The sequence below is a fragment of the Sinomicrobium endophyticum genome (assembly GCF_052983315.1).
Map to the genome: position 1 here is coordinate 25,597 of NZ_JBRKIS010000006.1, position 18,633 is coordinate 44,229.

Below are 18,633 nucleotides of genomic sequence, written 5' to 3' on the forward strand. Positions count from 1 at the left end.
TTTTTAGAATGAGAGATCGAGACCAAAAAGAAATTGTTTGGAAATGGGGATTCTGAGGTTAGACTGTCCGTCAATACCTACTTCGGGGTCAATTTCTATTTTATCGTCTTTCACCCAGGTAAGTATATTGGTGGTTTTTATATAAAACCGGAGATTGTTTATGGAAAGGGTCTCCGTTACGTTTTTAGGTAAAGAATAAGAGAACGTAACGTCTCTTAATCTCAGGTAAGTGCCGTCGTACAGGAAGCGGGAAGAGTGTTGTGTAGACCTTCCGGATTGGGTATTTCCCCAAACTACTTTCGGTACATCGGTGATGTCTCCCGGTTGTTGCCACCTGTTATCGTAGATATTCTGTGTCATGTTGCCGCGGTCGTTGAGGCCGGCACTTCCGTCACTGTTGGTATACCGCCCCCAGTAGTCGTAAACCTTGTTGCCGTAGTTCAGATATAACAGGAACGAAAGACCGAAATTTTTGTAATTCAGGCTATTGGTGAGACCGGTGTAAAATTTGGGAAGAGCGCTTCCCTGTTTGAAAGGCTGGGCATTTGCATATTGGTTGGTAGTTTCTGTTTTTGTGCCATCGGTAAACCAGAGAGCATCGCCGTTAGCGGGGTCTACACCCGCGTAGCCGGGCATATAGAACGTATAAAAATCATCACCGATTTCCCGTATATACTGGCCGTCTACAATAGGAGCGTCATCCTGTAGTTTGGTGATCTCATTGGCATTGGAAGTGAAATTAATCCCGGTAGTCCAGCCGAAACCTTCAGGATTTTCAATGTTAACGGAGTTCAGGGATATTTCCCATCCGGAGTTTTTCATTTCTCCTATGTTGGCCAGGTAACTGGTGAGCCCGTTGGTTGCCGATATCGGAACCTGAAACAGCAGGTCGGTAGTGGTACGGGTGTAATATTCGACAGTACCGTCTATTTTGTTAAACAGACTGAAATCCACCCCGATGTTAAAAGGTTTGTTCTTTTCCCAGGTGAGCAGCGGATTGGATTGCTGACTGTAGGCATATCCGGGCTGTTCGTCATAGTCCTCTCCGGTACCGTACAGCCCCCTGGAAGCAAAATCACCAATTTCCTGGTTGCCGTTTATACCGTAACTGCTTCGAAGTTTCAGACGATTTATAAAGCTTACGTTCTCCATAAAATCTTCCGAACTGATATTCCAGGCAAAACCTACAGATCCGAAATTGGCATATCGTACGTCGGAACCGAACCTGGAGGAACCGTCTCTTCGGGCGGTAACATTAAAAACATACTTGTTTTTGTAAGTGTAATTTACGTTAAAAAAATACGAAGCAATGGAAGATGCTGTCTTGCTGCTGGATGCTTCGCGGTACACAGATGCGTTTTCCAGGGTTTTTAGTCCCGGAGCACCGTAATTGCTGGCAAAGGCGTAGACGGAACTACGGGTAATCTTCTGTGCTTCCTGTCCGAGTATGAAGTTCAGCTTGTGGTTTTCGTTAATATTCCACTTGTATTTGAGAAGGTTGGTGATATTGTAGTTCAGTATTTTATTATCGTATGCCCGTCCCAGGCCACCGTCATTTCTCCCTTCACCGAAATAAGGATTATCATAACGGAACTCGTCCGCAAGGTTAAAGTCTACGTTCCCCTTGGTCTCAAAGCTGAGGTTTTCCGTAAAATCGTAGGTAAGGCCGAGGTTTCCGAGAATGCCGTAAAGCTTGGTTTCCCGTATGTTTTCATTTACCAGCCCTACGGGGTTATACGTCAAAAGTATGTCCGTGTTATAGGAGCCATCGTCATGGTATACAGGTTCCCAGGGTACAACCCTGAACAGTGCTCTTACCGGGTTGGCGGCATTTCCGGCATCGCTGTTGGTGTGCAGTTTCTGGTTGCTGGCGGAAACTCCGAAATCAATAGTGAGTTTATCGGTTGCTTTATGGCTTACGTTGAGTTTGGCATTCAGTTTCTTGTAATCGATACCTATGATAACCCCTTGCTGATCGAACAGTCCGAGGGAAGCGTAAAAACTGGTCTTTTCACTTCCTCCGCTGGCACTGAGATTATACTGTTGGTACTGACCGTTACGGGTAATTATGTCTACCCAGTCGGTGTCTACATTTCTGTTTATCCGGCTAAAGACATAATCTTCGGCCTGTTCGCGTGTTTCTCCCGTATTTACACGTCCTTCTACCAGGAGTTCGGAAAGCTGGCCGGTATTTAACGGCTTTAACCGATCCGGGAGTATCATGCTGCTGACCCCGTATTGTGTACTGAAGTCGAACCTGGTTTTTCCGGATTTTCCTTTTTTGGTGGTAATGAGAATAACTCCGTTGGCTCCGCGGGAGCCGTATATGGCAGTGGCAGATGCATCTTTAAGTACGGTTACGGAAGCGATGTCTTTAGGGTTAATTCCTGCTATGGTATTAGAACTTGTGGCAATCTGGGATATATTACCGGAAACTATGGGAATTCCATCTATTACGTAAAGCGGATCTGAACCGGCGTTAATGGAGCCGATTCCGCGTATCCTGATATTTGGTGCGGCTCCGGGCTGCCCGCTTTGGGTGGACATTTGAACTCCGGCAACATTTCCCTGCAGGCTCTCCTGGAAAGAGGGCATGGGAGATTCCTCAATTTTCCCGACATCTACATTTACCGCAGCACCGGTATAAGAGGCTTTACTCTGTTTGTCATAAGCCACGACAATTACTTCGTTCAGCTGGTCCGCTGCGGCCTGGAGAGTTATGGTAAAGTGCGTTTTACTGCCATCTAAGGTGATCGTTTCTTTTTTGAAACCTATATAGCTCATTTCCAATACATTTCCTTCTTTAGCCCGTATAGTGAAATTACCGTCGAAATCGGTCTGTGTCCCGGAAGTGGTTCCCCGGACAATGATGTTTACTCCTGGTAACGGAACTCCGGTATCATCCAGAACGGTTCCGCTGATATTCATTGTATCCTGGAGTACGGGACCAATGGGAACCGCATTTACAAAACCTGGTATATCTTCTTCTTTTTTAGGAGGTTCCCGATCCGTGTTCCCTTCTTTATACAATACAATACTCTGGCTTAGTATCTGAAACCGGATACCCGTTTCGGAAAGAAGTGTGTTGAGTACTTCTCCGATATTATCACTGGTAAGGTTAATGTTGACTTTCATTTTTTCGTCAACTATTTTTGTATTGTAGAAGAAAATATAATCGGTTTGTTTTTCTATGGTCTGCAGAATTTCCCTGAGTTCTGTGTTCCGGTAGTTGAGTTCCACGTTCTGGCCGTAACCGGAAGTGCTCCACGCAGATATTTTAACGATGGAGAGGCAAAGGAGTAGAGAGTAGATCTTCATAATGCGGAATAGTTTACCCGGGCATAAACATCTGTAGGATGCCTGCCGGGCAACTTGTTGCTTTTTTTTCATAACTTTAAACGGTTTTTGATTGTTAAAATGCCCTTTTAGCAATTTCGAATCCCAAACAGAAGGGAGGTGCTGCAACACTTCCCTTTTTTTACGGGATTAATCACGTTGTTTTAACGTGACCCGGTTGTTTACTTTATCATAATTATAATGTATTGGTGATGAGGTTCTTAATATGTTCAGGACCTGGGTAATGTCATAGTGTTTTCTGAATTTCCCGGAAAACGTGTATGCCTCAATAGCTTTGTCTTCGATCTCTACGGATACGCCATACCATCTTTCTATATCTTTTGTCACACTGTTCAGCGGGGTATTGTCAAAGGTCAGCACACCCTCTTTCCAGGAAATGACAGCTTCGGTAGCGACCTGTTGCTCTATACGGATATCTTTTTGTTCTTTCCGGAAAATAGCTTTTTGCCTGGGGGCAAGAACAGCAGAAGGGGTAGGGTTGTCCTCTTCGTATATTTCCACCTTACCACTGAGCAGGGTGGTTTCTACGGTTTTGTTGTCTGTATAGGATCTTATATTGAAGCTTGTTCCCAGTACTTTTATTTTTACCCCGCTCCGGGTTTCTACGATAAAGGGGATCTGTTCGTTTGGGGTCACGTCAAAAAAAGCTTCGCCGTTGAGTCTTACGGTCCGGGCTTCCTTGTTAAATCCGGGTACAACTTCCAGGGTACTTCCGGAATTCAGAAATATAGAACTACCGTCTGCAAGGTTAAATTGCTTTTGTTCTGATGGCATGGCCGAAAAACGAATAGTGTCTTCGGTATCTCCGGGTCCAAGCACAAAGAAAAGTGCAACGAAAATAGCAATGGCCGCAACAGCGACAGTAGAAAATGTACGGTAATAATTTCTTTTTCCGCGGCGGATACGGTCGGAAAACTTCCGGAATTCTCGCGGGATATCGTTTTTTTGGCCGAAACGGAATGCAGCTACCTGCTCGGCCTTGAGACGGTTAAAATATTCCCGGTTTTCCGGAGAAGCCTTTATCCAGGAAATTACCCTTTTCTGAAATTCGGCATCGCCCTCTTTGGCGATAAATTGTAAAAGTTCTTTTCTGTCCATATAAGTTAAGAACGATTTACATTACAGTTACCCCTATGTTAAATAGGTGATTTTTTTTCAGGAAAAATGTTAAAGGAGTAAGGTGAGGTATTCTCCGAGTTCATTTCTGAGGTACCGGAGCGCTTTGGATATCTGGTTTTCAACGGTTTTTGGAGAGATGTTGAGTTCTTCTGCTATCTCCTTGTGCCGGAGACCTTCAAACCTGCTTTTAATAAAAATTTCTTTGCATCCCGGGGGAAGATTGTCTATAAGACGGTTCACTTTGCGAAGCAATTCGTTCTCTATGAGTTGCAGGCTGGGATCGTCCTGCAACGAACTTTCATAAATCCGGTCCCGGTCTTTTTCTATTTCTTCCCTGTACCTGTATCTTACCTTGAGATGTTTAAAGTAATCCAGGCAGTCGTTTTTGACCATGGAAAAGAGATAGGCATTCAGGTTAAGATCGGCAGGGAGAGTGTTTCTCTTTTTCCAGAGTTTGTAAAATGTGTTCTGGACAATTTCCCTGGCATCCTCGGAATTATCTATATAGGCAGTGGCAAAATGGTGTAGCTTTTCGAAATAGAGATGAAATAACGCTTCAAACGCTGTTTCTTCTCCTTTTTTCAACTGATGTATAAAAAAAGAATTATTTACGCCGTTTGCACTCAAATCCGTGGAGGGTTAAAGGAGGACAAGGTAAACAATTTTAACGAAATAATTCTCTGTATGTGGTTATCTGCTCATGAAAGAAAAGTCTGTTTAGTACGAAAGGGGAAAGATTTGTATGGAAATGAAAGATTATATCTACAAAAGCAAAAACCCCCTTACGGGGGCCGTGCTAAATAAAACCAAAACTAACCTTGTAACACAATACAAATATATAAATAATTTCTTACACTTTATGTAAATTATGCTTTAAAAAATTATATTAAATGTTATTTTAACGTAAAATCAGGTATTCTGATCCTTATTTTTCTTGTCTTTGAGTTTGCGAATGATTTCCTTGAAATGTTCCCCGGCGGCTTCACGCCCACCAAGTCCGTAGCTGAGTGCTATAACTACTGCTATGGCACCAAGGGTAAGACCGAAGGCCAGGTCTACTATTTCGTTGGCTATGCCCATGGTACGAAGGGCTATGGCAATAAACAGTGCGAGAGATGCCCAACGTATGATATTGGCAACAAACTTGTTGGCGTCGGACCTGGATACCATTCTGTAGATCACGGATGAAATAAAATTTCCGATGACAAGGATCAGCAAACCGAAAGCAATCTGTCCCGTTACTTCCAGTAACTGATGAAGTATATCGGACAATTTGGTAAGCGATAGAAGGTCTACTGCCGTAATAACACCGAAAAATACCAGGAAAAAATAGAGTATCCCGGCAATGATGGCGGAGAGGGATTGTCCGGGGCCTATGATATTCTGTAAAGCGATCTTATCGGAGGCTTTGTCCAGTCTCAGACTTTGCATCAGGTCCTTGAGGAAATTGGTAAGGTATTTTCCTCCCCATATAAACAGGAGCAATACCGCAACAGCTATGATTATTTCCCCGATCATTTCGGTAAAACCGTATAGAATATTGTTGGCCGGTCTGGAAATAGCTTCGAGTTCCAGCGCATTAAATGCCTGTATAAGAAAGGGAATAAAAATAAGGATGAAAACAACTTTTTTAAGGATGTTGATCAGCTTATCCGTATCCTTGAACCCGGTTTTTTCTATCAGTTTATCCAGCAGGTTACCACCGAGATTAATGAGGTTGGCTATAAATCTGGCCAGCAGATATCCTACAAAAGCAATAAGAACAGCTCCTATTATATGTGGAATATAGGAGAGGAACCCATCAATCATGTTTTCTATCGGGACCAGGACCTGGCTAACCCCAAGTAACTCCAGCACTACAAGGAGCACCGTGATCATTATGATATAATAGAAAATGTTACCTAAGAAAACATTGGTGTCCTTAACGCTTTGACCAAGAAGTTTCTCATCCCAGGATGTCTTTCGCAGTAATTTAATGATTAACGCTTTGACCCCTTTGGCAATAAGCCATCCTATAAGAAGCAGTAACAGTGCCCCTAAAAGGTTAGGCAGAAAATCGGAAATTCTGTTGGCGAAATTTTGTAAATGATTTTCCATATTAAAAATGTTTGAAGAAGTTATAATTCCGTTTTATAATATGTAATTTACTTACTTAAGTATATGATATACTGGTTAAAAAGATAAGAAATATTGCATTAGTAAACAAATTATTTCTTCTCTATTTGAAGGGGCTACATTTGAATCCGGATTCTTTCCATAAAATATGGAAAGGAAATATTCTTTCTCTTATGTTGTAGGATGCTTCATATCTTTGTGTTAACGTAAACATTATTATAAAATATTCTTATAATCCTGTATTTTATGTATGTGTCAATAATTTTTGATTTTTATTTTTAAATATTAATTTGCACATTAGTGTCCAATTAACACCTATGCCGTTCTATTTTGTTAATAAAGAACGTCTTTTCCTGAAATATTCGATTTATTTTTTTCTTAATATGTGAGTATTTACAACTGTGTTGAAAGAATTATTTTTTAAACCAATCAAAATTTAATTTTATGAAGAAAACTGGATTTAGTGCCTTGAAGGCATTATGGCGGAATACGATTTGTATTTTGCTAATGAGCAGTATGACTGTATTGCTGTATGCCAGGGATGTCTCTTCTCCGGTAGAAGCCGGAGCGGAAAGTGTCCCGCTTTTTCTTTCGGTAACCGGACAGATAACCGCCCAAACCGATGGAATGCCTCTTGCGGGGGCAAGTGTTATGGAGAAAGGTACAACCAATGGGGTTGTAGCTGATTTTGACGGAAATTATTCTATAGAAGTTTCCGGTCCGGATGCTGTTCTTGTGGTGTCTTATGTTGGTTTTAAAACTACAGAAGTTACCGTAGACGGACAGGAGGTTATAAATATTGTGCTTCAGGAAGACCTGGCACAGCTCGATGAGGTAGTGGTGGTTGGATATGGAGAACAAAAAAGAGAGACTATTACAGGTTCTGTTGCTACTATTCAGAGTAAAGACCTGGCAAAGTCGCCTACGGTAAATGTTTCCAATGCCATTGCGGGACGTATGCCGGGAGTGATCGCTACACAGGATAGCGGAGAACCCGGGGCAGATGATTCTAACATCCGTATCCGCGGTAGTAATTCTTTCGGCGATAGTAGTCCCCTGGTAGTAATAGACGGAATCCCTGCAAGGGAAGGAGGTTTTTCAAGGCTGAATCCTGCCGATATAGAAAATATCTCAGTTCTGAAAGATGCATCTGCAGCTATTTACGGAGCACGTGCTGCCAACGGGGTGATTCTCGTAACTACAAAAAGAGGGAGCGATGGCAAGCCCCGGCTAAGTTATAATTATAACCTCGGGTTTTCACAGCCTACCGTTATTCCCGATGTAGCCAACGCAACACAGTATGCCGAGATGCGAAACGATCTGGAAGTATACAAATTGCCGGTATCCGAATGGCAGAGTGCGACTACTGCTTTTCAACAGAGCGGGACTTATACCCGTCCCAACGGAAATACGGTTACAGCGCCTTTCATGCCTGATGATTTTCAAAAGTTCCGTGATGGTTCCGATCCCTGGGGGCATCCGGATACCGACTGGTTCGACGCTACTTTTAAAGACTGGTCCAAACAGGAAAGGCACAACATTCAACTTACCGGGGGAAATGAAAATATGAAGTTTCTTACTTCTCTGGGATACCAGAAGCAGGATGCATACTACAAGAATTCCGCGACCAACTACGAGCAGTATGATATACGTATAAACCTGGATGCAAAGATAAATGAATACATTACTACTCAGATAGGAGTATTGGGAAGGCAGGAAGACAGGAATTACCCGACGAAAGCGGCAAGTGCCATATTTCGTATGCTGATGCGGGGTAACCCTACTCAACCGGCTTTCTGGCCCAATGGAATGCCGGGACCGGATATCGAATACGGGGAAAACCCGGTGGTCATTACTACAAACCAGACCGGGTACGACCGGGACAGGAGGTATTACTTCCAGACCAACGGAAAGGTAGAGATAAAAATTCCGTGGGTAGAAGGACTGAAATTCACGGGAACTGCTGCTATAGATAAATATATTCAGCAGAAAAAGCGCTGGGAGACCCCCTGGTATCTTTATACCTGGCAGGGAGAATATGAAGAAGACGGGGAGACTCCGAAACTGGTGGCCGGTAAGCGCGGGCCTGCCGAGCCCAATCTCAGGCAGGAAAACCAGGATCAGCTGAACATATTGCTGGGAGGCGTACTGACTTACGATCGTAAGTTCGGAGATCACGAACTCAACTTTCTCGCCGGGGTAAACCGAGAGACCATAAGAAATGACAATTTCTTCGCTTTCCGGCGTTACTTCATTTCCACCGTTATTGACCAGATGTTCGCGGGTGGCGCGGCGGAAAGAAATAATGGGGGAGATGCCTGGGAACGGGCACGTCTTAACTACTTCGGAAGAGTAGGCTATAACTATAAGGAAAAATACCTTGCCGAGTTCTTATGGCGATACGATGGCTCCTACATGTTCCCCCAAGACAGCCGATACGGTTTTTTTCCGGGAGTTATGCTCGGATGGCGTATTTCCGAAGAGAATTTCTGGAAAGACAATGTGGAATTTGTAAACTACCTGAAACTCCGGGCTTCCTGGGGACAAATGGGAAATGATAATATCTATTTTGATGCCAATGGAGATGGCGAACAAACACTACAGGAATACCAGTATTATTCTACCTATGGTTTCGGTTCTTATATAGTAGATGGAAATGTGACAAGTAGCCTGTTGGAAAGCCGTGTGCCTAATACGATGATCACTTGGGAAGAGGCAAATAACTATAACATAGGGTTGGACGGACAATTGTTTAACGGAAGGGTAAATTTCGAACTGGATATGTTCCTGAATAAGCGGAGCAGTATCCTCTGGAGGAGAAATGCTTCGGTGCCGCAAACGACGGGGATGACACTTCCGGCGGAGAACATCGGTAAGTTAGAGAACCGCGGATGGGAATTTAATATCGGGTATAACGGTACCGCGGGAGAAGTGCAGTATAACGTTAGTGTAAACGGAGGATATGCCAAGAACAAGATCAAGTTCTGGGACGAAGCCCCCGGCGCCCCTGAATGGCAACGGTCTACCGGAAGTGCCATAGATGCAGGGCTGTACTATCTCTACGACGGTGTATTCCTTGATGAGGAAGAGATAGCCAACAATACACTGGATTATAGTGATATTACCAATACCCTGAGACCCGGGGATATGAAGTATAAGGATTACGACGGGGACGGAAGGATAACCCCCGATGACCGGGTACGCCGTGACAGGAATAATCAACCGACATTTCAGGGAGGTCTTAACCTCGGTGCACAGTATAAAGATTTTGACCTTTCCATTCTCTTCCAGGGAGCAGCCGGGGGTGAACTTCGGGTAGGGACGGACGAATCCGGGGCCATAGGAAATTATCTGCATGATTTCTATGAAAATCGCTGGACGGTCGACAATCCCAGCAGTGTACACCCCAGGATTACCGATCGCAGCGATCAGTACTATTCGTTCGACAATACGTACTGGTTGAGGAGTACGAACTATATCCGCCTTAAAAACGTGGAATTGGGCTATAACCTTCCTGCAGAAGTAGGAGATAAAATAGGGGTGAGTAACCTTCGGATATATCTGAGCGGACTCAACCTGGCTACGTGGAGCAAAATAAAAGTACTGGATCCGGAATCCGTGAACTCCATAGGACATTACTATCCGCAGTCCCGTATTGTAAACATGGGAGTATCCGTAACCTTTTAAAATCTTTTGCAATGAACACTTCAAGAATAAAACAAATATATATGTACGTATTTGTCGCGTTTTTTGCGACAGCATCGTGTAGCGATGATTTTGTAGATACCAAACCACTGAATGAAGTTGAGGATTCCGAAGTATGGGCGGATGAGGGCTTGTCCGAGGCGTTCGTCATTGATATATACAACGGTTTCGGACAGGGTGGCTTTGACGAGGAAATGCTGGCTTCCGCCTCGGACGAAGCACTATTCACCCATTCCGGCCGGGGATATAAAGAGTTTAATGGTGCTAATTCGAATCCAGCTAGCCAGGGGTGGATAAGTGGTAATTATGAGTGGGAAAACATGTACAAGCGTATACGGGCCACTAATATTGCCTTTAAAAACCTGGAAGAACCGATGTTTGACAATCCGGAACTCGTGGAAAGGCTCAAAGGAGAAGCACATTTTCTGCGTGCGTTCTTTTATCAGCAGTTGTTACGGTATTACGGGGCGGTACCCTTAATAGAGAAGGTATATGAACTGAGAGAAGATGATTATACCGTTCCGAGGAATACCTATGAAGAATGCATCAATTTTATTGTCGCAGATTGTGATGCTGCAATAGAATTGCTGGACGGGCAACCTACTGCGGTCGGAAGAGCGACAAATATTTCGGCAATGGCCCTGAAGGCTCGCGTGTTATTGTATGCAGCAAGCGACCTGCACGACATTCCTACCGCTTCTTCCAATTCTTCCGTAATTGCAGGATACTCGAATCCCGAATATCTAGGTTATACTTCCGGAAGCAGGGCCGAACGATGGGAAAAGGCCAAAGCCGCCGCCAAAGCAGTTGTGGATAAGAATATGGGATATATGCTGAACTTGTCTGACCCTGTAACTCCCGACGAAGGAAAAGAAAACTATGTAGCCCTTTCTCTAGGAGGTGGAAGCTCCGTGGCCGATCCATCCGCAGGAATAGAACTGCTTCTCGGCAGGTATTTTGTGGATGAAAAAGACGAAGGAGGAGCCTATGTGGGCCGAAACAACGGGCCCAACGGTTATCACAACTGGTCCGGTAATACCCCCACCCAGAACCTGGTGGACGATTATGAAATGATTGATGGCAGTCGTTTTGACTGGGAGAATCCGGCACATGCCGCAGCTCCGTATGATAACCGTGATCCCCGTTTGTATGCCAGTATCCTGCACGATGGTGCGGACTGGAAACCCAGGACGGATGACGTCACTGAGAGAGATACGGTAAACCAGATACAGACAGGGCGGTATGAAGTTATTAATAATGATGGAGAGAAAGAAGTATTTTATGGTCTGGATACCAGGAACAGTCCTATTGAAGACTGGAACGGTAGTTATACCGGCTATACCATGCGTAAATTTGTTGATCCCAACCCGGCCATTGTAGACCAGAACACCAGGCAACAGATCCCGTGGCCGGTACTGAAATATACCGAAGCGGTACTGAATTATGTGGAAGCCTGTATAGAACTCGGAGAAGACGATGAAGCGCGGAACTGGCTCAATAAAATACGTTATCGCGTGGGAATGCCGGAAATAACTGACTCCGGTGATGCCCTGATGGAAAGGTACAGGAACGAACGCCGGGTGGAACTGGCCTATGAAGAACATCGTTTTCATGATGTCAGGAGATGGATGATAGCTGCCGAAACCGTAGGAGAGCAGGTGCGTACCATCAGTATATTCGGCGCTTTAAAACCGGATGCTAATGTACGTGTATACCACTATGATCCGGATAGTTATGATTATACCTATTCTCCTCAAACCCTTGATCCCGGAGTTGAAAACAGAACTTGGCTGGATAAAATGTATTTTATATCTATTCACCGTGATGAGATGAACCGGAATGACAAGCTGGTTCAGAATCCCGGTTACTAGGAAAAAAAAGCGGATCTGATTCCGGTAATACGGGCCCTCATGGTATTATTTTACGGTGAGGGCTCGTATGATTTTGTGAAAAATACGATGATTTTTAACAAACAGGTACCATAATTGTATTTTACGCCCCCTGGACGGACAAGGCTTTTTATCTATTTGTTTATCTTTGAAAGAACGGATCAATCACGTTTAACTAAAAAAATCAATTCATGAAAAAAATAACTATGGGAGCTTTGTTGCTGGGAGCTTTGACGAGTTGCGAGCAGCCTTCCCCGGTATTGGAATTCTCCGTTAAAAACCCACTGGATACGGACCGTTTTTCAGAAACGGTAAGTATTGCCCCTGAAAAATTTGCCGTATTAACCACTACTGCCGGTTTGGAAAATGTTTTTATTGTAGATAAAGCTACCGGTGATACCCTGGTGACCCAATGGCTGGACAGTGATTTGGACGGCACCCCGGACGAACTTCTTTTTCAGGTAGATCTCAAGGGTGGGGAAAATAAGGAGCTGACAGCGGGTATAGCCGAAAAGGGTTTTAGCGGGCCGCAAAGTGAATTATCCACCTTTTCCCGTTTTGTTCCGGAAAGAACAGATGACTATGCATGGGAAAATGACAGGGTTGCTTTTCGCACCTACGGGCCGGATGCCCAGCGAAGAGTAGAAGAGAACGAGCCCGGGGGAACCTTGTCCAGCGGTATGGACGCCTGGTTGAAAAGAGTGGAATATCCCATTATTGATAAATGGTATAAGAACAACGATGAAAAAGAAGGTGCCTATCACATAGATTCCGGGGAAGGATACGATCCGTATCATGTGGGTTCCAGCCGGGGTGTGGGAGGAACCGGAATATGGATTAAGGATTCTCTGTATACCTCTAAAAACTTTACGGATTATAAGACTATAGCAACAGGCCCTATACGCACCGTATTCGAACTGCAATACGCCGCATGGAACGCAGATAGTATACAGGTAAAGGAAACCAAACGTATAAGCCTGGACCTGGGCTCTAACCTTAGCCGTTTCGAGTCTTCCTTCAAAAGCAACGAGCCACTGCCCAACATTACCATAGGGCTCATGCTCCACGAAAAGGAGGGCGAAGTACGGGCTGATAAGGAACACGGGTGGTTCCGTTACTGGGAACCCATGGATGGTTCGGAACTGGGCGTAGGCGTGGTTATCGATCCGGTATTGGTACTCGATTACAAAGATCACCTTGTGGATTATAAGGACGGGAGTCAGTTATTGATAATGACCGATGCCAAGGATAAAAAAATAACCTACTATGCAGGTTTCGGTTGGGATAAAAGTAAGCAGATTACCAATGCAGAGGAATGGGATGCTTACCTGGGAGATTTTGCCACCAGATTAGCCAGTCCCGTAGAAGTACGGTTTTAAACTTTCTGCGCCCTTCCGGCTGCTTGCTCAGGAATGTATTAGATCGCAGAGGACAGAAGTCTGTAATAATTAAAATGAAGAACGCTGCTTTGCTGAGATTTTGGTAATTACGAATAAAGTAATTTACAGCATAAAAAAAGTATTGATGTTTAATTGTGTCATGTTTTTTTTGTGTTTGTGGCGGTTGTTTAACCTTTTGTTTTAGTGTATTACTAACATTTAATTTTGTTTTAATCCTAAATTCTTCTACATTTATCCCGTGTTACACCACGGTTTTTGTGTCTGCCGGAAGTTGGTCTTATTAGAAATACAATCGATTGTACTTTCTGAGATCTTATTTCCGGTTAGTATAAAACCGGTATTAACCCTGCCTATACGCAGGAAGGAAATAAACAAACTAACTAAAACTTCAAAGTATGAAACGAACCAAAAAGCTATTACATGGCATGTGGTGTTTACTGCTCGTAAATGCTATTTCGACCGTGACATTGTATGCCTATGAGGCTTCACACAACGAAAAAATTCCCGAATACAATGTGTTTCAGGGAATAACCGGACAGGTAACCTCTGCCTCGGATGGCCAGCCCCTTCCAGGAGCTTCGGTGATAATCAAAGGTACTACAAAAGGGGTGATAACCGATTTTGACGGTAACTACGAACTGGAGACCGGTAGTCCGGATGCCGTATTGGTATTTTCTTATGTAGGCTTTAAAAGTCAGGAAATAGCGATAAACGGAAAGGAGGTTGTCAACGTGTCATTAGAAGAAGACCTGGCCGAGTTAGATGAGGTCGTAGTGATAGGGTATGGTACGCAGAAGAGATCGGATATTACCGGTGCTGTCGCCTCTGTTCCAAAAGACCGGTTGGAGAACCTGCCTGTTACAAACCTCACCCAGGCAATGCAAGGAACAACCGCCGGTTTTGATATCACCACGGGTTCTTCAGTGCCCGGTGCACAGGGTGGTATGCAGATTAGAGGATTAAATTCCATAAATGCTGGTAACGATCCCTTTATTGTAGTTGACGGAGCACCGTTTTACGGGTCACTCAATGATATCAATTCTAGGGATGTTGCTTCCATAGAAATACTAAAGGATGCTTCGGCCGTAGCCATTTACGGTACCCGGGGTTCCAACGGGGTGATCCTGATTACTACCAAACGGGGAAAAATAGGAAAACCAACTATTAATTACAGTGTATATACCGGATTGGAAGGTATGTCAAATAAGTTGGAACCCATGGGGCCGGAAGCTTATGTGCAAAAGTTTGCAGATTATTATGAACAGAGAGGGCTTGAACAGACAGATATTTTGCTGAACCAATCTGAAATTGATAATTACAATAGGGGAAGAGTTACCGATTGGTTGAAAGAGGTAACACAGACAGGAACAATCAGTGAGCACAATATAAGTATGTCCGGCGGTACCGAAAAAGCAAAATATTTTTTATCTGGTGGATATTTGGATCAGAAAGGGGTTATTAAAGGTTATCAGTACAACCGTGTTAACTTCAGGACCAATCTGGATGTGGAAATTACCGATTGGCTTTCTGCCGGTATGAATGCCTACTTTGCAAACAACAATTACGATGGGGGCAGGGCAAACTTCTTGTTTGGTACAGCTATGAGCCCTTATGCATACCCTTATGACGAAAACGGTGACTATGATATTTTTCCAATGTCTCCCGAACAGCTTTTTGAAAACCCGTTATTAGACCTTTCTATGGATAGGGTAGACCATATTAAAAACCTTTCCGGTACGGCTTATGCCGTATTAAAGCCGGGGATCGAAGGGTTGCAGTATAGGGTAAATGCTTCCTATTGGTATAACCCGAGGTACAATGCTACCTACAGGGGGCGTGCACAAAACGATAATAATGGTACGGCATATATCTATAATTCGGAAAACAAAACCTGGGTAGTGGAAAACATCCTTACTTATTCCAGGGATTTTGGTAAACACCACGCAGATGTAACCTTGCTGTATAGTGCAGAGGAAAACAATTATCAAAATTCTTCGACTACCGGTGTAGGCTTTGTTAGTGATGCTACCTCCTATCACAATATAGGATCCGCAGAAAACATTTCATCTGGCTCCACAAAAAGAAGATATGGGATTTTGTCACAGATGGGTAGGGTAAACTACAACTATGATAGCCGGTATCTACTAACCTTGACTGCCCGTAGGGATGGTTATTCGGCTTTTGGTGGTAATACCAGTAAGTATGGATTTTTCCCGTCTATGGCTATTGGCTGGAATATTGGTAACGAAAAGTTTATGGAAAACGCAACCGGTGTTAATCAGTTGAAATTAAGGTTTTCCTATGGTGTTACCGGTAACCGCGGTCTAGATCCGTACGGAACACAAAGTACTGCGGGAACAGTATTATACCCGTTTGGTGGTTCTGCTCAGGTTGGTACTTTTATTGACGGGCTTGGGAATGCAAACCTACAATGGGAAACCACGAATACGGCTAACCTGGGTGTAGATTTTGCCGTTCTGAACAGTAGACTTAGTGGAAGTGTAGAGGTATATAAAAGTAAAACCGAAGATATCTTATTACGTAAAAGTATTCCGAGAATTACCGGTTCTTCACAAATATGGGATAATATAGGAGAAATGGAAAATAAGGGACTGGAACTTACCTTGAATTCCGTAAATATAAATACCGGGGATTTTAAATGGGAAACCGGCATCAATTTTACGACCTATAGGAATAAATTACTGAAACTATACGGCACGGATGAAGATGACATAAATAACGGATGGTTTCTTGGGGAGTCTCTGAACTCTGCTTTTTCACTCAAGATGTTGGGAATATGGCAGGAAAGCGAAATTGCCAATGGAGATCATCTCGATACGGACCCTGTTGCACGTCCTGGGGATATTAAGTTTGAAGATGTAAATGAAGACGGACAGATAGATGCGGATGATCGTGTGTTACAAGGTAATTCCCTTCCTGACTGGAGTGGGGGGATTACCAATACGTTAACCTATAAAAACCTTAGCTTAAGTTTCTTTATTCAAACCGTGCAAGGTGTTGTAAAAGGCAATCAGGATATAGGATATGGAGACGAGGCAGGACGTAGGAACGTTCCGGCTGAATTTGGTTATTGGACTGCCGAAAACCAGAGCAATGAGTGGCCTTCACTGGTTGCATACCAGAATAATAGGGGGTATTGGTTCCCCAGGGATGCCAGTTATGTAAGGATTAAGGATGTGCGTTTAAGCTATAATGTGCCACAGTCCTTCTTGGAAAGGTATAACATACAAAGCCTTCAATTGTATCTTGCCGGGCGTAACCTGTATACCTTTACCAATTGGATAGGGTGGGATCCTGAAAGTACTCAGGATCCTAGAGGGTCGGATGATTGGGCCAATAATTACCCCTTGACACGTACTATTTCTTTGGGATTGAACATTTCCTTATAATCTAAAAAACAGACAGATGAAAAAGTATATAAAATCAATAACACTTTCTATAGCCCTAATCACTGCTGTTTCATGTGGTGATGACTTTTTGGATGAGAAGGTGGAACACCGATACTCTACAGATATTGTTGATGATCTTGGATTAAGAGCTGCTCTTGTACTAATGTATGAAGCAACCAGCAATTTTTATACAAGATCAGACAGGCAAGGTTGGGTAAGTGTCTGGAATGTAGGGACAGACATTGTCTGGCCAACCCAACCTGAAGGGGTTGAAAATCCTTTTTATAGGTATAATATCTTAATGGCGGATAACGACGCTGCATCCTGGATGTGGGGTTGGGAATACGATATTATTGAAAATGCTAATAATATTATCAATAATATTGAAAACAATGGGGAGAACATAGCCGGGATGACCGAGGAAAAATTGAGGGAATACAATGCAGAAGCCCGTTTTTTCCGCGCCAAGTGCTATGAAGAACTTGCAACACTATTTGGAGGTGTGCCGATAGTTACAGAGCCAATTACTTCGCCTAAAACGGATTTTACCCGAGCAGGTTTGGAAGAAGTAAATGCCCTTATAGAGGAAGATCTTTTGTATGCGGTGGCCAATTTGCCTGAACTTGGCAAAACCGAATATGAACAAAGGGTGAGCAGTACAGCAGCCAGCCAATTGCTGGCAAAGGCTTATTTAAGAATGGGCAGGTACTCGGAAGCAGAGGATCAGTGTGATTTGGTAATCGCTGCTCCCGGAGTCGATTTGGTTAGACAGCGTTATGGGGTAAATGCCGATGAACCCGGCGACCCTTTTTCAGATATGTTTTTTAAGGGAAACATACGCCGATCACAAGGGAATTCAGAGGCCATTTGGGTGCTCGAAGCCGAAAACCCTGCAGATGTACGCGGTGGAAGTACAGGAAACCCGCAACAACGCAGGGTGTGGGGCGGTGCATACCATAACAGGAATGGTATGATACCTGCAACCGATTTGGGAGGACGTGGCCTTACAAGGATACGTCTCAATAATTGGGTGCTATACGATTTGTATGATGATGGGGATATGCGGAATTCTGAGTATAATATCAAAAGAAACCTTACTTACAACGACCCTAATCATGAATTGTTTGGGCAGCCTGTTCCGTATGAAGGGCCGGATACATTGTTCATTATTAACCCGTATACCTTGAAATGGAGACATTTTGATCCGAGGGATACCTTTGGTTTTGGTATGTGGAAAGATTTTATCTTAATGCGATTGGGTGAAACCTATTTATTGAAGGCCGAAGCGCAACTTGGACAAGATGATTTGAATGGTGCAGCTACATCAATTAATATGCTGAGGGAAAGGGCAAATGCACCTCTGGTGTCAGCCTCGGATATAGATTTGGATTTTATTTTGGATGAACGCGTAAGAGAACTGGTTGGAGAAGAAAATAGAAGGATGGAATTGATGCGGACTAAAACTTTATTGGATAGGGTACATTTAAATTACGGAGCTCCTTCAGGTATGGGGGTTGAGGGTATCAGGGAGGCTAATCTTTTATTTCCGATTCCTCTTTCCGAAATTCAACTCAATAAAGACGCTACCCTAGAACAGAACCCCGGGTATTAAAAATTTCACCCATAATCTTTATATTC

General features: G+C 43.6%; 9 protein-coding genes. 5 read left to right on the forward strand and 4 right to left on the reverse strand.

Annotation, left to right across the window (positions count from 1 at the left end; genetic code table 11):
• Positions 1 to 3: 3 nt before the first annotated feature.
• From ACVBDU_RS01925 to ACVBDU_RS01940, 4 genes are all read right to left on the reverse strand, one after another.
• Entirely contained in the window at positions 4 to 3,318 is a 3,315-nt protein-coding gene (locus ACVBDU_RS01925; RefSeq protein ID WP_447178096.1) for a TonB-dependent receptor, read from the reverse strand.
• A gap of 168 nt (positions 3,319 to 3,486) precedes the next feature.
• Positions 3,487 to 4,455, reverse strand: coding sequence for a FecR family protein (locus ACVBDU_RS01930; RefSeq protein ID WP_447178097.1), 969 nt, complete (start codon positions 4,453 to 4,455; stop codon positions 3,487 to 3,489).
• 69 nt (positions 4,456 to 4,524) lie between these two features.
• Positions 4,525 to 5,103 carry an RNA polymerase sigma-70 factor gene (locus tag ACVBDU_RS01935; protein WP_447178098.1) on the reverse strand — a complete coding sequence of 193 codons (579 nt, stop codon included), beginning with the start codon at positions 5,101 to 5,103 and terminating at the stop codon, positions 4,525 to 4,527.
• 282 nt (positions 5,104 to 5,385) lie between these two features.
• Complete coding sequence (locus ACVBDU_RS01940; RefSeq protein ID WP_447178099.1) at positions 5,386 to 6,573, reverse strand: mechanosensitive ion channel; 1,188 nt, start codon at positions 6,571 to 6,573, stop codon at positions 5,386 to 5,388.
• Positions 6,574 to 7,035: 462 nt separating this feature from the next.
• Between ACVBDU_RS01940 and ACVBDU_RS01945 the strand changes: the two genes are divergently transcribed.
• The 5 genes from ACVBDU_RS01945 (at position 7,036) to ACVBDU_RS01965 (ending at position 18,607) form a co-directional block, all read left to right on the forward strand.
• A complete protein-coding gene (locus tag ACVBDU_RS01945) occupies positions 7,036 to 10,278 on the forward strand; it encodes a SusC/RagA family TonB-linked outer membrane protein (RefSeq protein WP_447178100.1) in 3,243 nt (1,080 codons plus the stop codon).
• An 11-nt stretch (positions 10,279 to 10,289) separates the two neighbouring features.
• Positions 10,290 to 12,167 (forward strand): RagB/SusD family nutrient uptake outer membrane protein, encoded by a 1,878-nt coding sequence (locus ACVBDU_RS01950; protein WP_447178101.1) that lies wholly within the window; start codon positions 10,290 to 10,292, stop codon positions 12,165 to 12,167.
• A gap of 209 nt (positions 12,168 to 12,376) precedes the next feature.
• On the forward strand, positions 12,377 to 13,564 hold the full coding sequence (locus ACVBDU_RS01955; RefSeq protein ID WP_447178102.1) for a BT3233 family polysaccharide utilization protein: 1,188 nt from the start codon (positions 12,377 to 12,379) through the stop codon (positions 13,562 to 13,564).
• A gap of 416 nt (positions 13,565 to 13,980) precedes the next feature.
• Positions 13,981 to 16,995, forward strand: coding sequence for a SusC/RagA family TonB-linked outer membrane protein (locus ACVBDU_RS01960; RefSeq protein ID WP_447178103.1), 3,015 nt, complete (start codon positions 13,981 to 13,983; stop codon positions 16,993 to 16,995).
• A 16-nt stretch (positions 16,996 to 17,011) separates the two neighbouring features.
• Positions 17,012 to 18,607: a RagB/SusD family nutrient uptake outer membrane protein gene (locus tag ACVBDU_RS01965; RefSeq protein WP_447178104.1), complete on the forward strand. Its 1,596-nt coding sequence runs from the start codon at positions 17,012 to 17,014 to the stop codon at positions 18,605 to 18,607.
• Positions 18,608 to 18,633: the final 26 nt, after the last annotated feature.

Coding starts and splice junctions, on each gene's coding strand:
- ACVBDU_RS01925 (WP_447178096.1), bottom strand. CDS start 3,318: ATGAAGATCTACTCTCTACTCCTTTGCCTCTCCATCGTTAAAATATCT.
- ACVBDU_RS01930 (WP_447178097.1), bottom strand. CDS start 4,455: ATGGACAGAAAAGAACTTTTACAATTTATCGCCAAAGAGGGCGATGCC.
- ACVBDU_RS01940 (WP_447178099.1), bottom strand. CDS start 6,573: ATGGAAAATCATTTACAAAATTTCGCCAACAGAATTTCCGATTTTCTG.
- ACVBDU_RS01945 (WP_447178100.1), top strand. CDS start 7,036: ATGAAGAAAACTGGATTTAGTGCCTTGAAGGCATTATGGCGGAATACG.
- ACVBDU_RS01950 (WP_447178101.1), top strand. CDS start 10,290: ATGAACACTTCAAGAATAAAACAAATATATATGTACGTATTTGTCGCG.
- ACVBDU_RS01955 (WP_447178102.1), top strand. CDS start 12,377: ATGAAAAAAATAACTATGGGAGCTTTGTTGCTGGGAGCTTTGACGAGT.
- ACVBDU_RS01960 (WP_447178103.1), top strand. CDS start 13,981: ATGAAACGAACCAAAAAGCTATTACATGGCATGTGGTGTTTACTGCTC.
- ACVBDU_RS01965 (WP_447178104.1), top strand. CDS start 17,012: ATGAAAAAGTATATAAAATCAATAACACTTTCTATAGCCCTAATCACT.